Source organism: Streptomyces griseosporeus (genome assembly GCF_014656055.1).
Classification (GTDB): Bacteria; Actinomycetota; Actinomycetes; order Streptomycetales; family Streptomycetaceae; genus Streptomyces; species Streptomyces griseosporeus.
In genome coordinates, this window is sequence record NZ_BNBR01000003.1 from 336,121 (window position 1) to 358,371 (window position 22,251).

19 protein-coding genes are annotated in these 22,251 nt (G+C 71.8%); 9 read left to right on the forward strand and 10 right to left on the reverse strand.

What is annotated here, in order from left to right:
* The first annotated feature begins 28 nt into the window (after nt 1-28).
* A complete protein-coding gene (glgB, locus tag IE308_RS16235; protein WP_190218507.1) occupies nt 29-2,440 on the forward strand; it encodes a 1,4-alpha-glucan branching enzyme in 2,412 nt (803 codons plus the stop codon).
* Here the strand turns inward: glgB and IE308_RS16240 are convergent.
* From IE308_RS16240 to IE308_RS16255, 4 genes are all read right to left on the reverse strand, one after another.
* Entirely contained in the window at nt 2,415-4,697 is a 2,283-nt protein-coding gene (locus IE308_RS16240; RefSeq protein ID WP_190218827.1) for a HelD family protein, read from the reverse strand. The two genes, glgB and IE308_RS16240, sit on opposite strands and share 26 nt — an antisense overlap.
* 124 nt (nt 4,698-4,821) lie before the next feature.
* The gene (trxA, locus tag IE308_RS16245) at nt 4,822-5,154 is read right to left on the reverse strand and encodes a thioredoxin (RefSeq protein ID WP_308440107.1); all 333 of its coding nucleotides are present in this window, start codon (nt 5,152-5,154) and stop codon (nt 4,822-4,824) included.
* Nucleotides 5,151-5,537 carry a MerR family transcriptional regulator gene (locus tag IE308_RS16250; protein ID WP_190218508.1) on the reverse strand — a complete coding sequence of 129 codons (387 nt, stop codon included), beginning with the start codon at nt 5,535-5,537 and terminating at the stop codon, nt 5,151-5,153. The genes trxA and IE308_RS16250 overlap by 4 nt, the downstream gene beginning before the upstream one ends.
* Nucleotides 5,538-5,566: 29 nt before the next feature.
* Nucleotides 5,567-6,076: an Lrp/AsnC family transcriptional regulator gene (locus IE308_RS16255; RefSeq protein WP_190218509.1), complete on the reverse strand. Its 510-nt coding sequence runs from the start codon at nt 6,074-6,076 to the stop codon at nt 5,567-5,569.
* A gap of 45 nt (nt 6,077-6,121) precedes the next feature.
* Between IE308_RS16255 and IE308_RS16260 the strand changes: the two genes are divergently transcribed.
* Nucleotides 6,122-7,036: an NAD-dependent epimerase/dehydratase family protein gene (locus tag IE308_RS16260; RefSeq protein WP_229908900.1), complete on the forward strand. Its 915-nt coding sequence runs from the start codon at nt 6,122-6,124 to the stop codon at nt 7,034-7,036.
* Between the two features lies 1 nt (nt 7,037).
* Complete coding sequence (locus tag IE308_RS16265) at nt 7,038-7,928, forward strand: aldo/keto reductase (protein ID WP_190218510.1); 891 nt, start codon at nt 7,038-7,040, stop codon at nt 7,926-7,928.
* A 50-nt stretch (nt 7,929-7,978) separates the two neighbouring features.
* On the opposite strand, the gene IE308_RS16270 is transcribed toward IE308_RS16265, so the two are convergent.
* The gene (locus IE308_RS16270; RefSeq protein WP_190218511.1) at nt 7,979-8,638 is read right to left on the reverse strand and encodes a maleylpyruvate isomerase family mycothiol-dependent enzyme; all 660 of its coding nucleotides are present in this window, start codon (nt 8,636-8,638) and stop codon (nt 7,979-7,981) included.
* A 108-nt stretch (nt 8,639-8,746) separates the two neighbouring features.
* Between IE308_RS16270 and IE308_RS16275 the strand changes: the two genes are divergently transcribed.
* A complete protein-coding gene (locus IE308_RS16275; RefSeq protein WP_190218512.1) occupies nt 8,747-9,208 on the forward strand; it encodes a MarR family winged helix-turn-helix transcriptional regulator in 462 nt (153 codons plus the stop codon).
* Nucleotides 9,209-9,220: 12 nt separating this feature from the next.
* Here IE308_RS16275 and IE308_RS16280 read toward each other — a convergent pair whose 3' ends face one another.
* Nucleotides 9,221-10,891, reverse strand: coding sequence for an MFS transporter (locus IE308_RS16280; RefSeq protein ID WP_190218513.1), 1,671 nt, complete (start codon nt 10,889-10,891; stop codon nt 9,221-9,223).
* A gap of 141 nt (nt 10,892-11,032) precedes the next feature.
* Between IE308_RS16280 and IE308_RS16285 the strand changes: the two genes are divergently transcribed.
* Entirely contained in the window at nt 11,033-11,668 is a 636-nt protein-coding gene (locus IE308_RS16285) for a TetR/AcrR family transcriptional regulator (RefSeq protein ID WP_190218514.1), read from the forward strand.
* Nucleotides 11,669-11,826: 158 nt separating this feature from the next.
* On the opposite strand, the gene IE308_RS16290 is transcribed toward IE308_RS16285, so the two are convergent.
* Nucleotides 11,827-13,272 carry a cation:dicarboxylate symporter family transporter gene (locus IE308_RS16290; RefSeq protein ID WP_190218830.1) on the reverse strand — a complete coding sequence of 482 codons (1,446 nt, stop codon included), beginning with the start codon at nt 13,270-13,272 and terminating at the stop codon, nt 11,827-11,829.
* A gap of 191 nt (nt 13,273-13,463) precedes the next feature.
* Here IE308_RS16290 and IE308_RS16295 point away from each other — a divergent pair, with 191 nt between their 5' ends.
* Together IE308_RS16295 and IE308_RS16300 are read left to right on the forward strand one after the other, a co-directional pair.
* The gene (locus IE308_RS16295) at nt 13,464-15,104 is read left to right on the forward strand and encodes an ATP-binding protein (protein WP_190218515.1); all 1,641 of its coding nucleotides are present in this window, start codon (nt 13,464-13,466) and stop codon (nt 15,102-15,104) included.
* On the forward strand, nt 15,094-15,786 hold the full coding sequence (locus tag IE308_RS16300; protein ID WP_190218516.1) for a response regulator: 693 nt from the start codon (nt 15,094-15,096) through the stop codon (nt 15,784-15,786). The genes IE308_RS16295 and IE308_RS16300 overlap by 11 nt, the downstream gene beginning before the upstream one ends.
* On the opposite strand, the gene IE308_RS16305 is transcribed toward IE308_RS16300, so the two are convergent.
* Nucleotides 15,668-18,142, reverse strand: coding sequence for a tetratricopeptide repeat protein (locus IE308_RS16305; protein WP_190218517.1), 2,475 nt, complete (start codon nt 18,140-18,142; stop codon nt 15,668-15,670). The two genes, IE308_RS16300 and IE308_RS16305, sit on opposite strands and share 119 nt — an antisense overlap.
* Before the next feature lie 53 nt (nt 18,143-18,195).
* Nucleotides 18,196-18,735, reverse strand: a complete 540-nt coding sequence (locus IE308_RS16310) for a hypothetical protein (protein ID WP_190218518.1) — start codon at nt 18,733-18,735, stop codon at nt 18,196-18,198.
* Between the two features lie 44 nt (nt 18,736-18,779).
* On the opposite strand from IE308_RS16310, the gene IE308_RS16315 reads away from it, so the two are divergent.
* Nucleotides 18,780-19,637 (forward strand): 5'-methylthioadenosine/S-adenosylhomocysteine nucleosidase, encoded by an 858-nt coding sequence (locus tag IE308_RS16315; protein ID WP_190218519.1) that lies wholly within the window; start codon nt 18,780-18,782, stop codon nt 19,635-19,637.
* A gap of 157 nt (nt 19,638-19,794) precedes the next feature.
* Nucleotides 19,795-21,708, forward strand: a complete 1,914-nt coding sequence (locus IE308_RS16320) for an ATP-binding protein (protein ID WP_190218520.1) — start codon at nt 19,795-19,797, stop codon at nt 21,706-21,708.
* On the opposite strand, the gene IE308_RS16325 is transcribed toward IE308_RS16320, so the two are convergent.
* On the reverse strand, nt 21,697-22,188 hold the full coding sequence (locus IE308_RS16325; RefSeq protein ID WP_373314508.1) for an ATP-binding protein: 492 nt from the start codon (nt 22,186-22,188) through the stop codon (nt 21,697-21,699). The genes IE308_RS16320 and IE308_RS16325 overlap by 12 nt on opposite strands.
* Nucleotides 22,189-22,251 lie beyond the last annotated feature (63 nt).

Below are 22,251 nucleotides of genomic sequence, written 5' to 3' on the forward strand. Positions count from 1 at the left end.
CCCGACCTTCGCCGAGGAGGCTCCGCCCGTGACGGATCCGAAGAAGACGGCCGGGAAGACCGTCAAGGGAGTCAAAAAGGCCCAGGCCAAGAAAGCCCAGGCCAAGACGGCCCAGGGCAAGACAGCACAGGGCAGGACGGCCGAGGCCAAGGCGGCCCGGCCCGCGAAGGCGCCGGCCAAGAAGGCACCCGCCCGGGCCGCCGCGGCACCCGCTCCCGCCCCCGCCGCCGCCCCGGCGCCCGTCTCCGTGGCCGTCGCCCCCGTCCTCGACCCCGAGGACCGTGAGCGGCTGCTCGCGGGCACCCACCACTCCCCGCACTCCGTCCTGGGCGCCCACCCGGTGGACGGCGGGGTCGTCTTCCGGGCGTTCCGGCCGTACGCGCTGGGCGTCAGCGTGGTCGCCGGGGAGCTGCGGGCGGACCTGCACCACGACGGGAACGGCTTCTTCTCCGGGCTGCTGCCCTTGGAGGAGGTTCCCGAATACCGCCTGCTGGTCGCCTACGAGGGCACGGTGCTGGAGACGGAGGACGCCTACCGCTTCCTGCCGACGCTGGGCGAGCTGGACCTGCATCTGATCGGCGAGGGCCGGCACGAGCAGCTGTGGGAGGTGCTCGGCGCGCATCCGATGACCCACGAGGGCGTGGCCGGTACCCGCTTCTCGGTGTGGGCGCCGAACGCGCGGGGCGTGCGGGTGGCCGGCACCTTCAACTTCTGGGACGGCACGGGCTGGCCGATGCGGTCGCTCGGCTCGTCCGGGGTGTGGGAGCTGTTCGCGCCGGGCATCGGCGAGGGCGAGCTGTACAAGTTCGAGATCACCCGCCCGGACGGCTCGAAGACGCTGCGCGCGGACCCGATGGCCCGCCGCACCCAGGTCCCGCCGGAGACGGCGTCGATCATCACGTCGTCGGCGTACGAGTGGGGCGACGAGGAGTGGCTGGCCCGGCGCGCCGAACGCCCGGCGCATGAGGCGGCGTTCTCGGTGTACGAGGTGCACCTGCCGTCCTGGCGGCCCGGTCTGACGTACCGTCAGCTGGCCGAGCAGCTCCCCGCCTATGTCAAGGACCTGGGCTTCACGCACGTGGAGCTGATGCCGGTCGCCGAGCACCCCTTCGGCGGCTCCTGGGGCTACCAGGTCACCGGCTTCTACGCGCCGACGGCCCGGATGGGCGGCCCGGACGACTTCCGGTACCTGGTCGACCGGCTGCACCAGGCCGGGATAGGCGTCCTGATGGACTGGGTGCCGGCGCACTTCCCGCGCGACGACTGGGCGCTGGCGGAGTTCGACGGGCGTCCGCTGTACGAGCACGCGGACCCGCTGCGGGCCGCGCACCCCGACTGGGGCACGCTGGAGTTCGACTTCGGGCGCAACGAGGTGCGCAACTTCCTCGTCGCCAACGCCGTGTACTGGTGCGAGGAGTTCCACATCGACGGCCTGCGCGTGGACGCGGTCGCCTCCATGCTGTACCTGGACTACTCGCGTGAGCCGGGCCAGTGGACGCCGAACGAGCACGGCGGCCGGGAGAACCTGGACGCGGTGGCCTTCCTCCAGGAGATGAACGCCACGGTGTACCGCAGGGTGCCGGGCGTGGTGACGGTGGCCGAGGAGTCCACGGCGTGGGACGGGGTCACGCGCGCCACCCACCACATGGGCCCGAGCGGCTTCGGCGGCCTCGGCTTCGGCCTGAAGTGGAACATGGGCTGGATGCACGACTCGCTCCAGTACATGAGCCACGACCCGATCCACCGCAGGTACCACCACCACGAGATGACGTTCTCGATGGTGTACGCCTACAGCGAGAACTACGTCCTGCCGATCAGCCACGACGAGGTCGTGCACGGCAAGGGCTCCCTGGTGTCGAAGATGCCGGGCGACTGGTGGCAGCAGCGCGCCAACCTCCGGGCCTACCTGGCCTACATGTGGGCCCACCCCGGCAAGCAACTGCTCTTCATGGGCCAGGAGTTCGCGCAGGGCGCCGAGTGGTCGGAGACGCGCGGCCCGGACTGGTGGCTGCTCGACCCGCACTACGGCGCCGAGGCCGACCACCGCGGCGTGCTCGACCTGGTCCGGGACCTGAACGCGGTGTACCGGGCGACGCCGGCCCTGTGGGAGCGGGACGTCCACCCCGACGGCTTCCAGTGGGTGGTGGGGGACGCCACCGAGGACAACGTCTTCGCGTTCCTGCGCTACGACGCCGAGGGCACCCCGCTCCTCGCGGTCTGCAACTTCGCGCCGGTCGTGCGCCCGGATTACCGCCTCGGCGTGCCCGACGAGGTTCCGGCCTGGCACGAGGTCCTGAACACCGACGCCACCCGCTACGGCGGCAGCGACGTCACCCGACCCGACCCGATCAAGCCGGAACCCCGCGGCTGGCACGGCCACCCGGCCAGCATCCGCGTGACCCTGCCCCCGCTGGCTACGGTGTGGCTGCGGCCTGCCTGAGCCCGTCGGGCAGCGTGCCCGTGTGCAGGACGCCGAGGCGCTGCGTGGCCCGGGTCAGGGCCACGTACAGGTCGCTCGTGCCGTAGCGGGACGGCTCGACCACGAGGACCGAGTCGAACTCCAGGCCCTTGGACTGGCGGGGGTCCAGCAGGACGACCGTCCGCGTCAGGTCGGGTTCCTCGCCGGCCGTGACGCCGTCCAGGTGGGCGGCCAGCCGGCGGTGGAGGTCGCGCGGGGCGATGACCGCGAGGCGGCCCTCGGCCGGGGTGAGTTCGGCGACCGCCTTCGCCACCGCGGCCGGCAGCTCGTCGGCCGCGGACGCGCGGATCCACGGCCGTACGCCCGTGGAGCGCACGGAGATGGGCGGCTCGAAGTCCGGGTGCTCGGCGCGGACCACGGCCGCGGCCAGCTCCATGATCTCGGCGGGGGTGCGGTAGTTGACGCCGAGGCGGGTGTGCTCCCAGCGGTCCTCGACGAACGGGGCGAGGATGTCCTGCCAGGAGCCGACGCCCGCCGCCTCCGCCGTCTGCACCGGGTCGCCGACCAGGGTCATCGAGCGGGTGGGGCTGCGCCGCATCAGCAGCCGCCACGCCATCGGGGACAGCTCCTGCGCCTCGTCGACGATGATGTGCCCGAAGGCCCAGGTGCGGTCGGCCGCGGCCCGCTCGGCGGCGCTGCGGTGGTCGTCCTCCTCCTGGCGTTCGGCGAAGCGCTCGGCGTCGATGATGTCGTGCGCGGACAGCACCTCGCTGGCCTCGTCGTCCTTGTCGTCGAACTCGTAGGTGCGCGACGCGTACGACACGTCCAGCACGCCCTGCGCGTACGCCACCTGCTGCTCGCGTTCGCGTTCGGCGCGCGCCCGGGCCAGGCGGTCGTCTTCTCCGAGGAGTTCGGCCGCCTCGTCCAACAGCGGGATGTCCGCGACCGTCCACCGCCGTGTCACCGGGCGGCGGATCGCGGCCGCGTCCGCGTCGCCGACGTATCCCTCCGGTTCGGCGAGGAAGTCGGCGACCAGGCGCTGCGGGGTGATCCGCGGCCACAGCTGGTCGATGGCGGCCCAGACCTCGGGGTTCTCGGCGAGTTCGTCGCGGATCTGGGTGATGTCCGCCGGGTCGAGCAGGCTGCTGCCGTCGTAGGGGTCGGTGCCGACGCGCTCGGCGTACAGCTCGGTGAGGGTGTTGAGGATGTGGCCCTCGAAGTGCTCGCGGGCCGCGTTGTGCGGCAGCTTCGCGGCACGGCTCCGCTCGCGGGCGACGGCCACCAGGCCCTCGTCGAGCATCAGGACCTCGCGGTCGTGCTCGATCGCGATGACCGGGTCGGGCAGCGCCTGCCGGTCGCGGACGACCGCGGCGAGCACGTCGGCCATGTCGGCGCGGCCCTTGACCGCCGCCGCCTCGGGCGTGTCCGCCGCCGTCGCCTTCACGCCGGGGAACAGCTCGCCGACCGTGGCGAGCAGCACGCCGGTCTCGCCGAGGGAGGGCAGCACCTCGCCGATGTAGCCGAGGAAGGCGGGGTTCGGGCCGACGATCAGGACCGCGCGCTTGGCGAGCAGTTCCCGGTGCTCGTACAGCAGGTACGCGGCCCGGTGCAGGGCCACCGCCGTCTTGCCGGTGCCGGGGCCGCCCTCGACGACCAGGATCCCGCGGTGCGGGGCGCGGATGATCTCGTCCTGCTCGGCCTGGATGGTCTGCACGATGTCGTGCATCCGGCCGGTGCGCGCGGCGTCGAGCGCGGCGAGCAGCACGGCGTCGCCGCTCGGGTCCTCGTGGCCGGTGCGTTCCCGGTCGCCGAGGTCGAGGATCTCGTCGTGCAGCGCGGTGACCGTGCGGCCGTCGGTGCTGATGTGCCGGCGGCGGCGCAGGCCGAGCGGGGTGTGGCCGGTCGCCAGGTAGAAGGGGCGGGCCACGTCCGCCCGCCAGTCGATCAGGACCGGGGTGCGTTCGGCGTCGTCGGCGCGCAGGCCGATCCGGCCGATGTGGTGGCCGGCGCCGGAGGTGAGGTCGATCCGGCCGAAGCACAGCGAGCCGTCCACCGCGTTCAGCGCGGCGAGCAGTCCCGAGCGCTCGGCGACCAGGATGTCCCGCTCCAGCCGCGCCTGCATCGGCTTGTCGCCCTGGGCGAGGGCGTCCGCGACGGAGGTCTCGGTGTCGCCGCGCAGCGCGTCGACCCGCGCGTACAGACCGTCGATGAATTCCTGCTCGCGCCGCAATTCATCGTCCGGAAATTCGGTGTTTGACAATTCCACTCCCGCCCGGATATACTGTGCTCACTGAACTTCTCCGTGCCCCGATTTAGCGGGACAATGCGAAACATCGAATATACGCAGAGAAATCCCCCGGGCGCAATTGCCCGGGGGATTTCTTTGTGGGGTGCGGGGCGCGTCACAGCACGTCGGCCAGCTCCTCAAGGAGTCGTCGCTTCGGCCGGGCGCCCACCATGGACTTCACCGGCTCACCGCCCCGGAACACCATGAGGGTGGGCATCGACAGCACGTTGTAGGTAAGGGCCGTGCCCGGATTGCGGTCCACGTCGAGCTGCACGATCCGCAGCCGCTCGCCCTCCTCGGCGGCGATGCTGCTCAGCACCGGCGCGAGCTGCCGGCAGGGCCCGCACCAGTCGGCGGTGAACTCCACCAGCACCGGACGCTCCGAGCCCAGCACCTCCGCCGCGAAGTCCGCGTCGGTCACCTCGTCCACACCAGCGGCCTTGATCACAGTCCCTGCCCTCCCAGTTCGCACATCGGTTCTTCCGCCTCGGCCGTCGCCAGCCGCAGGCCGATCTTGGTCCGTACGGCCTCCAGCTCGCCGATCAGCGCGTCCAGCTCCGCCAGCTTGCGCCGGTAGACCGCGAGCGAGGCCGGGCAGGAGTCGCCCTCGGGGTGTCCGGCCCGCAGGCACTCCACGAACGGCCGCGTCTCCTCCAGGTCGAACCCGAAGTCCTGCAGCGTGCGGATCTGCCGCAGCAGCCGCAGGTCGTCCTCGTCGTACGTCCGGTACCCGTTCTCCCCGCGCCGCGCGGGCAGCAGGCCCCGCGCCTCGTAGTACCGCAGCGTCCGCGTGGTGGTCCCGGCCCGTGCGGCCAGCTCGCCGATTCGCATGCCGACGACGGTAAGCCTTGACGCCGACGTCAAGGCAACAGCGGTTTGCGTTCCACCGGGGACGTCAGCACGATCGACGTGGTCGTGCGGCCGAGCGCGGACACCGCCTCCAGCACCTCCTCCAGGTGCACGGTGTCCGTGACCGCGACCTTGAGGATCCAGCAGTCCTCGCCGACCACGTGGTGCACCTCGGTGATCTCCGGCCGTTCGATCAGCTCCAGGGTCCTCGGGTGCTTCAGGGTGTAGCCGCCGTGCGGGTTGACCCGGATGAAGGCCTGGATGCCGTACCCGAGCCGGGCCGGGGCGACATGGGCGCCGTACCCCGTGATCACGCCCGCCGCCTCCAGCCGGCGCACCCGCTCGGTCACCGCGGCGGGGCTCAGCCGCACCCGCCGCCCCAGCTCGCTGAGCTTGATCCGGCCGTCGGTCTGCAGCAGCTGGAGGATCTGCCGGTCCAGCGCGTCGAAGGCGGCCGAGGTTTCGTTGGCGGCAGGCCGCAGATGCCGATGTTCTTTCGGTGCGGAGGCCGGAACTCCCATGTCTTCCCCTTCAGGACGTGGTGGGTGACCACGAGAATTATGGTCATGAATCAAGGCAGGAACGTGCTGGTCATCGGGGGGAACCGCTACTTCGGCAAGCGGCTGGTGGAGCGGCTGCTGGCCGCCGGGGACCGGGTGACCGTACTGAACCGCGGGTCGTCACCCCCTCCCCCGGGCGCCGCTCACCTGGTCGCCGACCGGGACGACGAGGCGTCGCTGCGGGCGGCGCTCGGGGAGCGGACCTTCGACGTGGTCGTCGACCAGGTCTGCTACACCCCGCGCCAGGCGGAGATCGCCCGCCGGGTGTTCACCGGACGCACCGGACGCTATGTGCTGACGTCGACGGTCGAGGTGTACGAGTACGAGGACTCGATCGCGCCGGTCCCCGAGGACGCCGTCGACCCGCTCACCGTCGCCGTCGACCCGGACCTGCCCTGGGACGACCCGGCGTTCCTCGACACCCACTACGGGGAGGGCAAGCGGCAGGCCGAGGCGGTGTTCGCCGCCGCCGGTCCGGCCCTGCCGTGGACGTCGGTGCGGGTCGCCCATGTGCTGGGCGGCGAGGACGACTTCACGGGGCGGCTGAAGCACTACGCGGACCGGATCGCCGCCGGGGAACCGATCGCCGTGCCCGCACGGAACCGTCCGGCGACCTACATCCACGTCGAGGAGATCGCCGGCTTCCTGTTCTGGGCGGCCGGCCAGGACTTCACCGGGCCGGTCAACGCGGCCTCCCACTCCACGCTGAGCACCGAGGACCTGTGCGCGGCGGTCGAGGCGCACCTCGGCGGCGGCCGTACGGTCCTGAGCCCGGTCGAGGTCGGCCAGGTCTCGCCGTTCTCCTTCTTCCGCTTCTACGGCATGGACAACTCCCGGGCCGTCCGGCTCGGTTACCGCTTCTCCCCCGCCCGGCAGTGGCTCGCCCGGGCCGTCGCCGAAACCCTCGGGAAGGACAACTGACGTGCAGCACAGGAACCTTGGCGGGCTGCGGGTCGGCGCGGTCGGGCTCGGCGCGATGCCGCTGTCCATCGAGGGCCGCCCGGACGAGGCACGGGCCGTGGCCACCGTGCACGCGGCGCTGGACGCGGGCGTGACCCTGCTGGACACCGCCGACTCCTACACCCTGCCCGGGGCCGGACCGGGCCACAACGAGCTGCTGCTCGCCCGCGCGCTGGCCTCCTACGGCGGTGACACCTCCGGTGTGCTGGTCGCCACCAAGGGCGGCCGGGGCCGGCCGGCCGACGGCAGCTGGACGGTGAACGGCGACCCCGCCCACCTCAAGGCCGCCGCCAAGGCGTCCCTGCGGCGGCTCGGCGTCGAGGCGATCGGCCTGTACCAGCTGCACAAGCCCGACCCGGCCGTCCCCTTCACCGAGTCGGTCGGGGCGCTGAAGGAGCTGCTGGACGAGGGGGTGATCCGGCTGGCCGGGCTGTCCAACGTCGACGCGGACCAGATCCGCGCGGCGCGGGAGATCCTCGGTGACCGGCTGGTGTCGGTGCAGAACCGGTACTCGCCGGCCGTCCGCGACAGCGAGCCGGAGCTGCGGCTCTGCGCCGAGCTGGGCCTGGCGTTCCTGCCGTGGAGCCCGCTCGGCGGGATCTCGCGCAGCGCGCTGGACGGGCTGTCGGGGGCGCCGGGCGCCGAGGGGGCCTTCCATGCCGTCGGACGGGAGCGCGGGGTGAGCCCGCAGCAGGTGGCTCTGGCCTGGCTGCTGGCGAAGTCCCCGGCGGTGATCCCGATCCCGGGCGCCAGCCGGCCGGAGACGATCCGGGACTCGGCGGGCGCGGCGGACCTGGAGCTGACGGAGCCGGAGCTGGCGCGCCTGGACGCGGGTCTCCCGGCCGCCGCGTAGCCGTCCGTCGTGAGCGGCCGCTCTTGGCGTCTGTCCGCCGCGGTCGCCCCTCAGAGCATCTCCGGCAGCCGGCCCTCCTGCCCGCCGTCCCGCTCGCACCACACGCGGGCCGCGTCCGGCCGGCCGGTGAGCAGCAGGAGCAGCGCCGCGACGGGGCCTTGGACCTCCTCGCCGGTGCCCCGGGTCCACTCGATGTCGGTGGCGACGAGCCGGGCGCGCGGCAGCGGCCAGGGGCGGGGCGGGAAGCGCATCGTCCAGACGCGTTCGCAGGCGTCGCGGGCGGCCTCGGGGGGCATCGCGCGGGTGCGGCCGAGGGCGAGAGCGATGTCCTGGCCGTGGACGAGGATGTCGAGCAGGGCCTCGCGGCGGGTGGTGCCGGGGGCCCAGCGGCGGGAGCCGATGATCGACCGCAGGTGGGCGACGATCTGCTCGGCGGGCAGCCGGCCCTCCCGTACGGCGGTGTCGTGGATCATGCGGTCGACGCTCCCGCGGGCCCGCAGCAGCTCCCGCAGCACGGTGCCGTACCCGAAGCGGGCCCCGGCGGAGACGTGCGCGGCCACCTCCCGCACCCGCCAGTCGCCGCACCCCGTCGGCGTGTCCCACTCCTCGGCGCTCAGCCCCTCCAGCAGCTCCGCGAGGCTCGCGCGCTCCCGGTCGACGACCTGCCAGCACCTGTCCTCGTCGAGCACGACCCCGGTCACGCCGCCCATGCGATCACCGTCCACTGTCCACTGGAGTGGTAAGCTTCTCTGACCAAATTAGTCAGAGACTCTGACCATCGTCAAGGGTCGTCGAGGGTGTCGGAGGGAGTGCCGGTGATGACGGCGGAGGACGGGCCGGAGGCGGACGGCGGGCCCAACACGGGGCTGCTGCTGTTCCTCCCGTACCGGGCGCTGGAGGACCGGATCTTCGCCGCGCTCGCCGAGGCCGGCTACGACGACTTCACGCCCGCCCAGGCCCGGGTGATGCAGCGGATCAGCCCGGACGGCACCCGGCTGACGGAGCTGGCCGCGCAGGCGCAGATCACCAAGCAGACGGCGGGCTTCCTGGTGGACCAGCTGGAGAAGGCGGGGTACGTACGCCGCGAGCCGGACCCGACCGACCGTCGGGCCCGGCTGGTGTGCGGGGCGGAGAAGCTGTGGGCGGCGAAGGAGATCGCGGACGCGGTGGTCGCCGAGGTCGAGCGGGAGTGGGAGGAGCACCTGGGCCGCCGCCGCTACCGGCAGCTGCGGGAGGCGCTGACCCTGTTGCGCGAGATCACGGACCCCTGGGCCTCCTAGCGTTTCAGGACCTCAGCACACGTCGGCCGGCTCCCGCTCCTCCTGCTCCGCGGGCTCCTCGGCCGGCTTTTCCTTCCGCGGCAGCAGCAGCGCGACGAGGACCGTACCGGCGCCGAGGACGATCGCGCCGACCAGGCTGGTGTGGGCGACGGCGTCGGAGAAGGAGGACCCGACGGCGTCGGCCATCTGGCGTGCGCCCTGCCCGAGTTGCCCGGCCTGCGCCTTCAGCTGCGCGGCCTGCTGCGGGTCGGTGGCCCGGGCCGCCTGCCCGGCGGCCTCGCGGGCCTTGTCGCCGATGCCCTGCGCGACGGCGTACCCGGCGCCGACGGAATCCTGCGCGGTGGCCAGCGCGGAGGGGGGCAGCTTGCCGCCCCGGGTGGCGTCGGCGAGGTGGTCGGAGTACGACGTGCCGAGCAGCGAGCCGAGGATCGCGATGCCGAGCGAGCCGCCCAGCTCCAGCGAGGTGTCGTTCACCGCGCCGCCGACGCCGAGTTCGGACTCGGGGAAGGAGCCCATGATCGCGTCCGTGCAGGGCGAGAGCGCGAGGCCGATCGCGAGGCCGAGGACGACGAGGGGGACGACGAAATCGCCGTACGACGAGCCCGCGTCGACGCGGGTCAGCAGGGCCAGCGCGACCGTGCCGCCGACCATGCCCGCGCTCACCGTCCACTTCATGCCGACGCGCGGGGTGAGGTAGCCGGTCAGGGCCGAGCCGACGAAGACCGCGCCGGCGAGCGGCAGCATGCGCAGGCCGGTGTCCAGGGCGTCGTAGCCGAGGACGAACTGCAGGTGCTGGGTGAGGAAGTAGAAGGCACCGAAGACGGCGAGGAAGAACAGGGCCACGGCGAGGTTGGACCCGGCGAAGCGGCGTTCGGTGAAGCGGCGGACGTCCAGCACCGGGCGCGGGTGGCGCAGCTCCCACAGCACGAACGCGACCAGACCCACGCCGGCGAGGACGGCGGCGCCGATCGCCTTGGCGCCCCAGCCGAAGTGCGGTCCTTCGATGATCATGTAGACGAGCGCGCCGATCCAGACGACGGACAGCAGCCCGCCGACGTAGTCGATGCGGTCGTGGTGGTCGGCCTTGGACGGCGGTACGAGGACGAAGGCGCCGACGATCGCGAGCGCGGCGATCGGCACGTTGATCAGGAAGGTGGAGGACCAGCCGTGGTCCTCCAGCAGCGCGCCGGCGACCAGCGGGCCCGCCGCGATGGCGAGTCCGGCGGTGGCCGTCCACAGGGTGATCGCCTTGGCGCGTTCGGCGCGCGGGAAGGTCGCGGCGAGCAGCGAGAGGGTGGCGGGCATGATGAGGGCCGCGCCGACGCCCATCACCGCGCGGGCCGCTATGACCGCCGTGGCGCTGCCGGCGAGGTAGCCGGAGACGGCGCCGCCGCCGAACACGACGAGCCCGAGGACGAGCGCGCCCCGGCGGCTGTACTTGTCGCCGATCGCGCCCAGCAGCAGCATCAGCGCCGCGTACGGGACGGTGTAGCCGTCGATGACCCACTGCAGGTCGGCGCTGGACAGACCGAGGTCCTCGGTCATGTCGGGCGCGGCGACCGTGAGGGCGGTGTTCGCCATCACGATGATCAGCAGGCTCAGACAGAGCACCAGCAGGGCCCACCAGCGGCGGGCGTAGGGCCGCTCCATCCTCTCGACCGGTTGGTTCATGACGAGTCGCATGGCCAGGGGTCGCCTTCCTCCACGAACGTGCACACCGAAGCTGCATGGAACTTGCACACTGAAGTGCAATTGCACAACACTGTGCAATGTACGTCGTTGCACAAGGATGTGCAAATCGATGGAGGGGCACGGGAGGGCAGAATGTCAGCCATGACCTCGGGTAACACGGGTAACGCGGGTACCCCCACACGCGCCGACGCCAACCGCCGCCGCATCCTCGACGTGGCCCTCGCCGAGCTGCTGCGCGACCCGGACGCGTCCATGGACCAGATCGCACGCGCCGCGGGCGTCGTACGACGGACCGTGTACGGCCACTTCCCGAGCCGTGAGGCGCTGATCAGCACGCTGGTCGACGAGGCGGTTCAGGCGCTGGCGGCGGCGCACGCGGCCGGCCGTGAGGGCGTCGAGGACCCGGCGGAGTCGGTGGCCCGGTCGGTGCTGAGGGTGTGGGAGATCGCCGACCGCTACCGGCTGCTGGTGGCGCTGGCGCAGCGCACGGTCACCATGCAGGGCATCCGGGAGCGGCTGGCACCGGTCCGGGAGAACAGCGTCCGGGTCCTCCAGCGGGGCCTGGACGAGGGCGTCTTCACCTCGCCGCTGCCGGCGCCGGCGCTGGCGTATGTGCACGAGCAGGTGCTGTTCGGGCTGATGGAGGCCGTGAACGACGGCCTGCTGGACACGCGGGAGGCGGGCCGCTCGGCCGCGGTCACGGTCCTGACCGCGGCGGGCGTGCCCGCCTCGAAGGCCACGGCACTGGTGGCCGAGCTGAGCGAGTGACCGTCCCCCGGGCCGGAACGGCCGGACGCCCGGCCCCGGTTCAGGCGGGTCCGGGCGTCCGGAGTTCTTCGGGCGGCCAGGTGGCCGTCAGGGGTGGGGCTCTTCGGGCGGCCAGGTGGCCGTCAGGGGGGTGGGTCCAGGGGTTGTCCCCTTAGGGCTCAGGCCTTGGCCAGCTCCTTCTCGCCGTCCTCCCGCGGGGCCGGCAGACCGGCCTCGGGGGCGTCGGAGACGGGCTCGCCCTCGTCCAGGAGCGTCTTCTCGTCGAAGGGGATCTCACCGGCGAGCACCTGCCGGACGCGGGCCTTGTCGATCTCCTTGGTCCAGGTGCCGATCAGGACGGTGGCGACCGCGTTGCCCGCGAAGTTGGTCAGGGCGCGGGCCTCGCTCATGAACCGGTCGATGCCGACGATGAGGCCGATGCCGTCGACGAGGGCGGGCTTGTGCGACTGCAGACCACCGGCGAGCGTCGCCAGCCCGGCACCGGTGACACCGGCCGCGCCCTTGGAGGCGACCAGCAGGAACAGCAGCAGCGGGATCTGCTCGCCCACCGACATCGGCGTACCCATGGCGTCGGCGATGAACAGGGACGCCATGGTCATGTAGATCATGGTGCCGTCGAGGTTGAAGGAGTAGCCGGTCGGGACGGTGATGCCGACGACCGGCTTGCTGACGCCCAGGTGCTCCATCTTCGCGATGAGCCGCGGCAGCGCGGACTCGGAGGAGGAGGTGGACAGGATCAGCAGGAACTCGCGGGCCAGGTACTTGAACAGGGAGAACACGTTCAGACCGGCGACGGCCCGCAGCAGCGCGCCGAGCACGAGGAAGACGAACAGGAAGCAGGTGACGTAGAACCCGAGCATCAGCACGGCGAGGCTCTTGAGGGCGTCGACGCCGGCCGAGCCGACGACGGCGGCCATGGCGCCGAAGGCACCGATCGGGGCAGCCCACATGATCATGGCGAGGACGCGGAAGACGAGCCGCTGGATGTGCTCGATGCCGCGCAGCACCGGCTGCCCGGCCTTGCCCATGGCCTGCAGCGCGAACCCGCACAGCAGCGCGATCAGCAGCGTCTGGAGCACCTCGCCCTCGGTGAAGGCGGAGACGATCGTCTTCGGGATGATGCCGAGCAGGAACTCGGTGGTGTCCTTGGCCTCGGCGTCGACCTGAGCGTGACCGGCGTTCTTGACGGCGTCGGTGACGGCGAGGCTGCTGCCGGGCTCCAGGATGTTGCCGACGAGGAGGCCGATCCCGAGCGCGACCAGCGACATCACGAGGAAGTACGCCAGCGCGATACCGCCCACGGCGCCGACCTTCGCGGCCTTCCGCACCGAGCCGATGCCCAGCACGATCGTGCAGAAGATGATCGGCGAGATCATCATCTTGATCAGGTTCACGAAGCCCGTGCCGATCGGCTTGAGCTCCACGGCGAAGTCGGGCGCGGCCAGGCCCACGACGATGCCGACGGCGACCGCGACGATCACCGCGATGTACAGGTAGTGGGTGCGGTCCCTGCGGTCCCGCTTCTGCGCGGGCGCGGCAGGTGCCGTATCGGGGGTGCTGGCGGCCACGGCTGCCCTCCTTGACGTCTTCGTCGGTACGACCATTACCGGCGTGCGGCTCACGTCCGGGGGATCGGGGGACGCGGGGGTCCCGGAGAGTGGGGCTCCCGGACCCCCGCCGATTCGGGGATTGCCGTGACTATGTCGCGCCCTGTGAGGCCGGTCACCCTTACGTTCATTGAGTTCGTAATCGGCCACCTGGATCAGCCGCCGAGGAGAGGAGGCAGACTGGCGGCATGCGCATACCCCGGCCGAGACCCCGCAGCCTGGCGGGCCAGCTCTTCGCCATGCAGGCCGTCCTCATCGCGGTCCTGGTGGCCGGATACGCGCTGTTCACGTACGTCAGCGACCGCGGGCAGGCCGAGGACGCGGCCGGCCGGCAGGCGATGGCGGTGGCCCGTACGGTGGCCGATTCCCCCTCGGTCCGCGCGGCGGTCCGCGCCCCGGACCCCTCGGCCGTGCTCCAGCCGTACGCCCTGCGCGTCATGCGGGACGCCGACGTCGACTTCGTCACGATCATGAACCCGAAGGGCATCCGCTGGACCCACCCCGACCCCACCCAGATCGGCCGCCACTTCGTCGGCAACACGGCCCCGGCTCTCCGGGGGATCTCGTTCACCGAGACCTACACCGGCACCCTCGGCCCGTCCGTCCGCGCGGTCACCCCGATCGAGGACGACGACAAGCGGATCGTGGGCCTGGTCAGCGCGGGCATCAGGGTGGAGGCGATCAGCGAGCGGGCGCGCGGCCAGCTGACGGCGCTGATCGGCGTCGCCGCGGGCGCACTGCTGCTGGGCGCGGTCGGCACGTACGTCATCAACGCCCGTCTGCGCCGCCACACCCACGGCATGAACGCGGCCGAGCTGAGCCGGATGCACGACTACCACCAGGCCGCGCTGCACGCCGTACGCGAGGGGCTGCTGCTGCTCGACGGGCAGTACCGTGTGGCGCTGATCAACGACGGCGGGCGTGAGCTGCTGGGGGTGACCGGCGAGGTGGTGGGCACATCGGTGGCGGACCTGGGCCTGCCGGCCCCGCTGACGGGCGCGCTGCTGTCGTCCGCGCCGAGGGTGGACGAGGTGCACCTGACGGCGGACCGGGTGGTGGCGGTCAACACGTCCCCGGTGTCGGGCGGCGAGCACCGCGGCACGATAGTGACCCTGCGCGATGTCACCGAACTCCAGTCCCTGATGGGCGAGCTGGACTCGGAGCGCGGCTTCACCCAGGCCCTGCGCTCCCAGGCGCACGAGGCGGCGAACCGCCTGCACACGGTGGTGTCCCTGATCGAGCTGGGCCGCGCGGAGGAGGCGGTGGACTTCGCGACGGCGGAGCTGGAGCTGGCGCAGGCCTTGACCGACCAGGTGGTGGCGGCGGTCGCGGAACCGGTACTGGCCGCCCTGCTCCTGGGCAAGACGGCCCAGGCGAACGAGCGGGGCGTGGAACTGGTGGTCTCGGACGACAGCCGCCTGGACGACGGGGTCCTGCCGCCGGACCTGCCCGCGCGTGACCTGGTCACCATCCTCGGCAACCTGATCGACAACGCGGTGGACGCGGCGCAGGGGAGTGTGCGGGGGCGGGTGACGGTCACTGCGTATGCGGAGGGGGGCGCGGAACTGGTCCTGGGCGTGGCGGACACCGGCCCGGGGGTCGACCCTGCCCACGCGGACCTGGTCTTCCAGAGGGGCTTCTCGACGAAGCCGTCCGGGCCGGGCGGTCGGGGGCGGGGCCTGGGCCTTGCCCTGGTCCGTCAGGCGGTGCAGCGGCACGGGGGTGTGCTGTCGGTGGCGGAGGCGGAGGACGGCGGGGCGGAGTTCGAGGTGCGGTTGCCGTTGCGGCGGGGGGCGGCGGTAGTGGCGGAGGTGGCCGATGAGCGCTGACGACGCCGCCATCCGCGTGCTGGTCGTCGAGGACGACCCTGTCGCTGCCGACGCGCACGTGATGTACGTCGGCCGGGTGCCGGGTTTCGTCGCGGTCGGCAAGGCGCACACGGGGGCGGAGGCGCGGCGGGCGCTGGAGCGGACGCGGGTGGATCTGCTGCTGCTGGACCTGCACTTGCCGGATGTACACGGCCTGCAGTTGGCGCGATCGCTTCGGGCCGCTGGCTATCACGCGGACGTGATAGCGGTGACGTCGGCGCGGGATCTGGCGGTGGTGCGGGAGGGGGTGTCGCTCGGGGTCGTGCAGTACGTGCTGAAGCCCTTCACGTTCGCCACCTTGCGGGACCGGCTGGTGCGGTACGCGGAGTTCCGGGCGACGGCGGGCGAGGCGAGCGGGCAGGACGAGGTGGACCGGGCGCTGGCGGCCCTGCGGGCGCCGTCGCCGGCGGCGCTGCCGAAGGGGTTGAGTGCCCCGACGCTGGAGCGGGTGACGGGGGCGGTGCGGGGGGTGGAGGAAGGGCTCACTGCGGCGGGGGTGGCCGAGGCGGTGGGGATATCGCGGATCACGGCTCGGCGGTACCTGGAGCACCTGGTGGAGGCGGGGAGGGCTGAGCGGAAGCCGGTTTATGGGCAGGTGGGGAGGCCGGAGTTGGTTTATCGGTGGGTGACCCGTCGGCGCTGATCGCTTCGGCGCGGGCACGTGCTTCGGCCGCCTCGGTCGGAGCGTTGGCGCGCGTGTAGGCGTCGGCGGACTGGAGGTAGGCGCTGCGCGCTTCGGTGTGATGGTGGGCGGCCTCGTGGGCCAGGGCCAAGTTACTGAGTGTCCTGGCCTCGCCGTAGAAGTCGTCGGACTCCCTGCGCATCTCGAGAGACTTGCGGCACAGCTCGATCGCTTCGTCCACGCGGCCCACCTCCCGCAGGCCGATGCTGAGGTTGGTCAACGCCCCGGCCTCGGAGCGCCGATCGCCGATCGCCTGGAATATGACGCGGGCGAGCGTATGAGCCTTGATTGCCGCCTCGTGGTGCCCGAACTCCTGCACAGTCACGCCGATATTGGTGTATGCCGCGGCCTCGCTGCGCAGGTCGCCAAGCGCGCTGAAAAGCTCGGCGGCGCGGGTGTGGGCGTGCAGCGCCGCCACCCGTCTGTCGGCCTCACCCAGAGCCGCGCCGAGGTTGGTCCATGCCACCGCCTCGCCGTGAAAATCACCGCGGGTGTGAAACAGGTCCCGGGCGCGGGTGTGCATCTGGATCGCCTCCTCGGCCCGGCCCACTTCCAGTAGCGCACAGCCGAAGAATGTCGCCAGGTTCCCAGTGCCCTCACCATGAAGGTCCGCTGTTTCCCATGCGGTCTCCGCGACCGCGATCTCGTCGTCGAAATGGCGTCGCTGTGCCAGGTACTGCCCGAGATACTGGGCAAGCCGTACGGCCTGACGCGTGAACCGGCCCTCCCGCGCCCACCCCACCGCAGCAACCAACCCAGCATGCTCCCCGTCCAGCCAGGCGAACGCCTGCTCACGGGTTGCGAACCGCTCCGGATCCGGATTCCCCGGAACCGCTCTTACCCAGTCGTCTGCCGCATCCGCCCTCTGGCAGTAGAAGTCCAGCACCCGCTCCCGCGCCGCGTCTCCCTCTTCCCGCAGCACCGGGTCCCGCACCGCCATCCCCGCCGCGAACTCCCGCACCAAGTCGTGCAGCCGCCACCGAGTCCGCCCGCTCCCCCGCTCGACGAGATGCGTGTCTCTCAGCGCATCCAGTTCCTGTGTGGGAGGCTGCTCGGCTCCGACCAACGCGGCGACGACCTCGTCACTCACCTCAGGTCCTGGCGCGAGCGCGAGCAGACGCAACAGCCGTGCCTGTTCGCCGGGGAGCCGTCGGTAGGAGAGGTCGAACACGGCGCGAACGCTGCGATCGCCGTAGGTCAGGTGTTCCAGGCGATCATGCGAATCAGCAAGCTCGTAGACGAGTTCGGCCACGGACCTTCCCTGGTTTACCGTCAACATGGCGGCTGCGATCTGCACGGCGAGCGGTAAGTGACCGCACAGGGATGCCAGCCGCTCGGCCGCGTCTGCCTCATCGGCGATCCGAGTGTCGTTCGGGTGGGCGAGCCGCAACGCCAGTTCGAGAAGTTCGTACGCCTCCAAGGGTGACAGTTCGCCCATGGCGATGAGCCGGGCCTCCATATGCGGCAGCCGGTTCCTGGACGTGACCAGGACGCGGTGAGGGGCATCACCGGGCAGCAGGGGTCGCACCTGGCCCGGTGCCGACGCGTTGTCCGCCACGATAAGCACGGCCTTTCGGCTCCGCGCTCGCTCGGCCAGCACCGACCGATACAGCGCCGACCGTTCGTCCGCCGTCGCCGGGATGTCCTCGGGCCCAATGCCGAGGGCCCTCAGAACGGAGTGAAGGGCTTGGTCTGCGCTGAGGGGGGCGGGATCATATCCGTGCAGGTCGACAAAGAGCACGCCGCCGGGGAAGAACCCGCTGTCGTAAGCCCGGTATGCGGCCTCGACGGCCAGTGCTGTCTTGCCAATGCCACCCAGCCCGGACACTGCTGCGACAAGCGGTAATCGGACGGACCGCGGCCCAACCGGGGTCAGCGCCTCCTCCAGGGCCGCCAGCTCGGCCTTGCGCCCGCAGAACCCGATCCGTCTGGGCGGCAGGTGGAAAGGGGTCTCGGGTACGGCGCTGACTCCTTGCTGGATCACAATCTGAACGCCGACCACTTCACGCAGGAAGACCCCGCCCCGGAAGTCGAGGTGGTCCCCCTCGTACCAGGCTGCTGTACTGCCCGGAGCGTTCCGCTCCATGGCCCGTGCCACAGCGGCGGCGGCAGAGGGATCTTCGGCCAACAACTCGGCGAGCCGATCGCCCCACTGCCGCACGGCGTCCCGCCACGCCGGCTCCCCTGCTGCCTCGGCCAGTTCCTCGACGGACACCCAGGCGTCGCGCCCCACCGAAGCCGCCAGCTCCTCCACCGCCCGGCGTCCGGCGTCGCCGCCCGCCCCGTCGGCCAGAGCCGCAAGCAACGCTGCTCTCATGTCACCCCACCCTGCACCTCGCGTGGCTCAACGGTACGGCGCTGCCGACAACTTCATGCTGGCCTCGTGTAAAGAACCACCTGCACGGCCAGCCCCACCACCGTCAACGCCTCCAGCACCGACAGCCCGACCAGCAGTCCACCCCCGTCCCCCGACGCCCAGAACACCACCAGCGCGGCGAGCGGCACCGCGCAGAAGGCCGTCAGGTCGACCACGCACTGGATGGCCTTGCGGGTGCCCCGGCGGGCGTCGGAGCGGTGGGCGGTCTCCCACCCGAAGGCGGCGAAGCCGCCGGATGTGTCGGCCAGTTGGGACAGGCGCGGCCCCAACTCGTCCCGCACATACCGCCCGATCGCCGAGATCTTCTCGTCGTTGACCAGGTAGGTCCACCCGAGGACCACGCACACCGGCGGCAGCGCCAGCAGCATCGACGACTGCTTGGCCTGGGCCGCGGCGGCGATGACGGCGGCGACCACGGCAAGCGTGACGTACAGCAGGTTGTCCCGGAACCCGATCCGCGCCTTCTGCTCGTCCTTGACGCTCTGGTACTCGGCGAGCAGCAACTGCCCCACGCTTACGTCCTGTTCGGCCAACGGGACCGCCCCCTCCCCCTTCGACTGGGCAGTACCTTAGGCAGATGGCACACCCGCAGCACACCGCCACCGCCGTCGTCCTCACGGCGCTGCCGGTGGAGTACGACGCCGTAGCCGCTCACCTGACAGACCCCGAGGAAGAGGTGCACCGCGACGGGACCCGGGTGGATGTCGGCCGGCTCGACGGCACGGCCTGGCGGGTGGCGGTCGCGGAGCTGGGCGAGGGCGCACTGAACACGGCGGCCATCGCGACGCAGCTGGTGGACTGGCTGCGCCCGGAAGTGCTGCTGTTCGTCGGAGTCGCCGGCGGGCTGAGGAAGGACCTGGAGATCGGGGACGTCGTCGTCGGCACGAAGGTCTACGCCATCCAGGGCGGCAAGCAGACGCCGGAGGGCTTCCACACCCGCCCCGAGGTCTGGCACGGCTCGCACCGGCTGGTGCAGGCGGCACGCTCCGCGCTGCGGGAGCTGAAGGACGTACGAGCGCATCGCAAGCCGATCGCGGTCGGGGACGTCGTCCTCGCCGACGACCGGTCCGCGATCGCCGAGTTCATCCGGCAGCACTACAACGACGCGTACGCCATCGAGATGGAAGGCTCCGGCGCGTCCCACGCCGCGCTGATCAACGGCGGGCTGGACGCCTTGGTCATCCGCGGCATCAGTGACCACGCCGATGCGCGAAAGGCCGAAGCGGACGCGTCGGGCTCCCAGGAACTCGCCGCCACGCAGGCGGCCCGGGTCGCGGTCGCCGTCCTGCGGAAGCAGCAGCCACGCGGCAGCGCCGACGCCAAGGAGGGTCCCCATGCCGACGGCGGCGCCGCCTATGGGGGCGACCACATCGACTTCCGGGGCGGGGTCTTCCACGGCCCCGTCACCGGCAAGCGGGACGAGCGGAGGGGCTAGAGGTACGGTCCACGGCCCGGTCCCGCGCGCGACGGCGACCCTGCCGCCGCGTCCGCTCGGCTTCACGGGGCGTTCGGCGGAGCTGGACCGCCTGCTCCCCCTCTTCGATCCCGACTCCTCGGACGACACCGCCGTCCTGATCTCCGCAGTCACCGGCATGGGCGGCATCGGCAAGACGGCGCTGGCAGTTGAAGCGGCGCATCAGGCGCGAGCGCGTGGCTGGTTCCCCGGCGGGACTCTCTTCGTGGACCTGCGGGGGTACGACGACGACCCGGTTACGGCCGACCAGGCGGTCCTCGCCCTACTGGACGCACTCGGGGTACGAGGCCAGGACCTGCCGCCGACGCCCGAGCGGCAAATCGACGCGTACCGGGCGCTGCTCGCCGAAAGGCGGGAACGAACGCTGCTGATCCTGGACAACGCGTCAGGCCCGTACCAATACCTGCCCCTCCTCCCCGGCACGGACCGCCACCGTGTACTCATCACGTCCCGGGACCGGCCCAACTCACTCGCGGTGCGGCTCATCGACCTGGAGACACTCGCCGCGGACGAATCCGTCACCCTAGTGACCCGTGCACTTCACCACACCGATGAGCGCGACGACCGCCCGGCACGCGAACCGGACGCTCTGCGAGAACTGACGGACCTTTGCGGCCACCTGCCTCTGGCGCTGCAGATCGCCGCAGGCATGCTGCGCAGGAGACGCCACCGGCGCATCGCTTCCCTGGTGGCGGACATCCGGAGCGCCGGGGACCCTACCGCTGTCCTCGATGGCGGCAGCCCCGGAACGGACCTGTACGGGCGGTCGCTCATCTTGCGTCCCGTGCTGGAGACCTCGTATCGCCGTCTGCCACCCGACCAGGCCCGGTTGCTGCGCCTCCTCGGTGTGGCTCCCGGTGCGGAGACGGGTACGGAAGCCATCGCCGCGCTTGCCGACCTCGACATGGAGGCTGCGCTATCGCTGTTGGAGGACTTGGCGGCTACACATCTCGTCACCCCGGTGCGGGGTGGTGATGGTGCGGCTTCCGGTGTGCGCTGGCGGGTGCATGACTTGGTGCGGGTGTTCGCGGCCGGTGTGGTGTCGGGGGATGCAGGGTTGCGGGAGGAGGGGGAGGCGGCGCGGGAGCGGGTCCTGGCCTTCTACGTACAGCGGGCGGATGCGGCGGATGACCGCTTGCGGTGGCTGCCGGGGAGGGCGGAGCCGGCGTGGTTCCCGGAGCGTGGGCAGGCATTGGCCTGGTTGGACGGGGAGCGGGCGGCGCTGGTGGCGGCAGCCGGGTGGGGGCGGGAGGAACGGTTCGCTAATGCGGCGATAAGGCTGGCCGAGTCACTGGGTGAATACCTGTCCTGGCGGCGGTATTTCGATGATTGGATCGCGACCTCGGAGGCGGCGCGTGAGGCCGCACAACTTGTTGAGGACCGGCTGGGCGAGGCAGCCGCGTGGAACAACCTCGGCCTCGCCCTCTACGGGACGGGCCGGGCGGAGGAAGCCATCGACGCCCTCACCCACGGCCGTGACCTGTTCCAGGCCACCGGGCGCCGACACTACGAGGCCATAGCGTGGAACAGCCTCGGCCTCGCACTGCAGGAGGCCGAGCGAGCCGAGGAGGCCATCGACGCCCACACCCGCGCCCGTGACCTGCACAGGACCATCGGGGACCGCCACCGTGAGGCCATGGCGTGGAACAACCTCGGCAACGCCCTGCAGGAGGCAGGCCGGGTGGAGGAGGCCATCGACGCCCACACCCGCGCCCGTGACCTGTACCAGGCCGCGGGGGACCGTCACCGCGAGGCCACGGCCTGGAACAACCTGGGCAACTCTCTTATGAAGGCGGACCGGGCGGAGGAGGCGATCGAGATGTACAGCGAGGCTCTGAAAGCCTTCCAGGAGTTCGAGGACTGGTACAGCGAGGGGCAAACCTTCTTCAACCTGGCCCTCACCTACGAGAGGGCCAGCCGCCATCCCGAGGCGCACACCGCCTATCTCCAATCAGCCGACGCCTACACCCGCGCCAACGCCCCCACCGAAGCCGCCCATGCCCGCACTTACGCTGCCGAACTACCGGAATAGCCGAGCCCTCCGCCAAGGCACCACCGCCCACATCCGCGTCCCACCCCCGGGCTCCCGCACCTCCCCGAACCCCCACTCCCCCTCGCACGCCCGCACCACGCACCCCAGCACCCGCAGCGCCGCCCGCCGCCGCGCATCGCAGGCTGCCGCCAGCCGGGGGTGGGAGTGCCGCGCGTGCCCGTCGTAGAGGATCACCCGCACCTCCCCGTCCCGGTACCGCAGCGACACGTACACCTCCCCGTCGGGGGTGAACCGGCAGGCACACGCGGCCAGTTCGCCGACCACCTGCACCACCGCGTCCGTCATGTCGGCCAGACCGTGCGTCTGGAGGGCGACCCGCGTGGCCGCACGGGCGATACGCGGACCGGCCGTGCCCGGGGGCAGGGTGAAGCTGTAGGCGAGGCTCTCGGGGCACGGTGGCGGCATCTCTCGCTCGTCGCCGGACAGAGGGCAGGCCGAGACGGTGACCGATGCGGACACGGGCAACTCCTTCGCGAGGTCAGGTGTGTGAGCCGGCGACCCGACCGGCACCGGTGGCCCGTC

Bases quoted from the DNA above. Each gene is read 5' to 3' on its own strand.
- IE308_RS16250 (WP_190218508.1), bottom strand. From the start codon at position 5,537: ATGCGAATCGGCGAGCTGGCCGCACGGGCCGGGACCACCACGCGGACG.
- IE308_RS16255 (WP_190218509.1), bottom strand. From the start codon at position 6,076: ATGGGAGTTCCGGCCTCCGCACCGAAAGAACATCGGCATCTGCGGCCT.
- IE308_RS16260 (WP_229908900.1), top strand. From the start codon at position 6,122: ATGAATCAAGGCAGGAACGTGCTGGTCATCGGGGGGAACCGCTACTTC.
- IE308_RS16270 (WP_190218511.1), bottom strand. From the start codon at position 8,638: ATGGGCGGCGTGACCGGGGTCGTGCTCGACGAGGACAGGTGCTGGCAG.
- IE308_RS16275 (WP_190218512.1), top strand. From the start codon at position 8,747: ATGACGGCGGAGGACGGGCCGGAGGCGGACGGCGGGCCCAACACGGGG.
- IE308_RS16280 (WP_190218513.1), bottom strand. From the start codon at position 10,891: ATGCGACTCGTCATGAACCAACCGGTCGAGAGGATGGAGCGGCCCTAC.
- IE308_RS16285 (WP_190218514.1), top strand. From the start codon at position 11,033: ATGTCAGCCATGACCTCGGGTAACACGGGTAACGCGGGTACCCCCACA.
- IE308_RS16290 (WP_190218830.1), bottom strand. From the start codon at position 13,272: ATGGTCGTACCGACGAAGACGTCAAGGAGGGCAGCCGTGGCCGCCAGC.
- IE308_RS16295 (WP_190218515.1), top strand. From the start codon at position 13,464: ATGCGCATACCCCGGCCGAGACCCCGCAGCCTGGCGGGCCAGCTCTTC.
- IE308_RS16300 (WP_190218516.1), top strand. From the start codon at position 15,094: ATGAGCGCTGACGACGCCGCCATCCGCGTGCTGGTCGTCGAGGACGAC.
- IE308_RS16305 (WP_190218517.1), bottom strand. From the start codon at position 18,142: ATGAGAGCAGCGTTGCTTGCGGCTCTGGCCGACGGGGCGGGCGGCGAC.
- IE308_RS16315 (WP_190218519.1), top strand. From the start codon at position 18,780: ATGGCACACCCGCAGCACACCGCCACCGCCGTCGTCCTCACGGCGCTG.
- IE308_RS16320 (WP_190218520.1), top strand. From the start codon at position 19,795: ATGGGCGGCATCGGCAAGACGGCGCTGGCAGTTGAAGCGGCGCATCAG.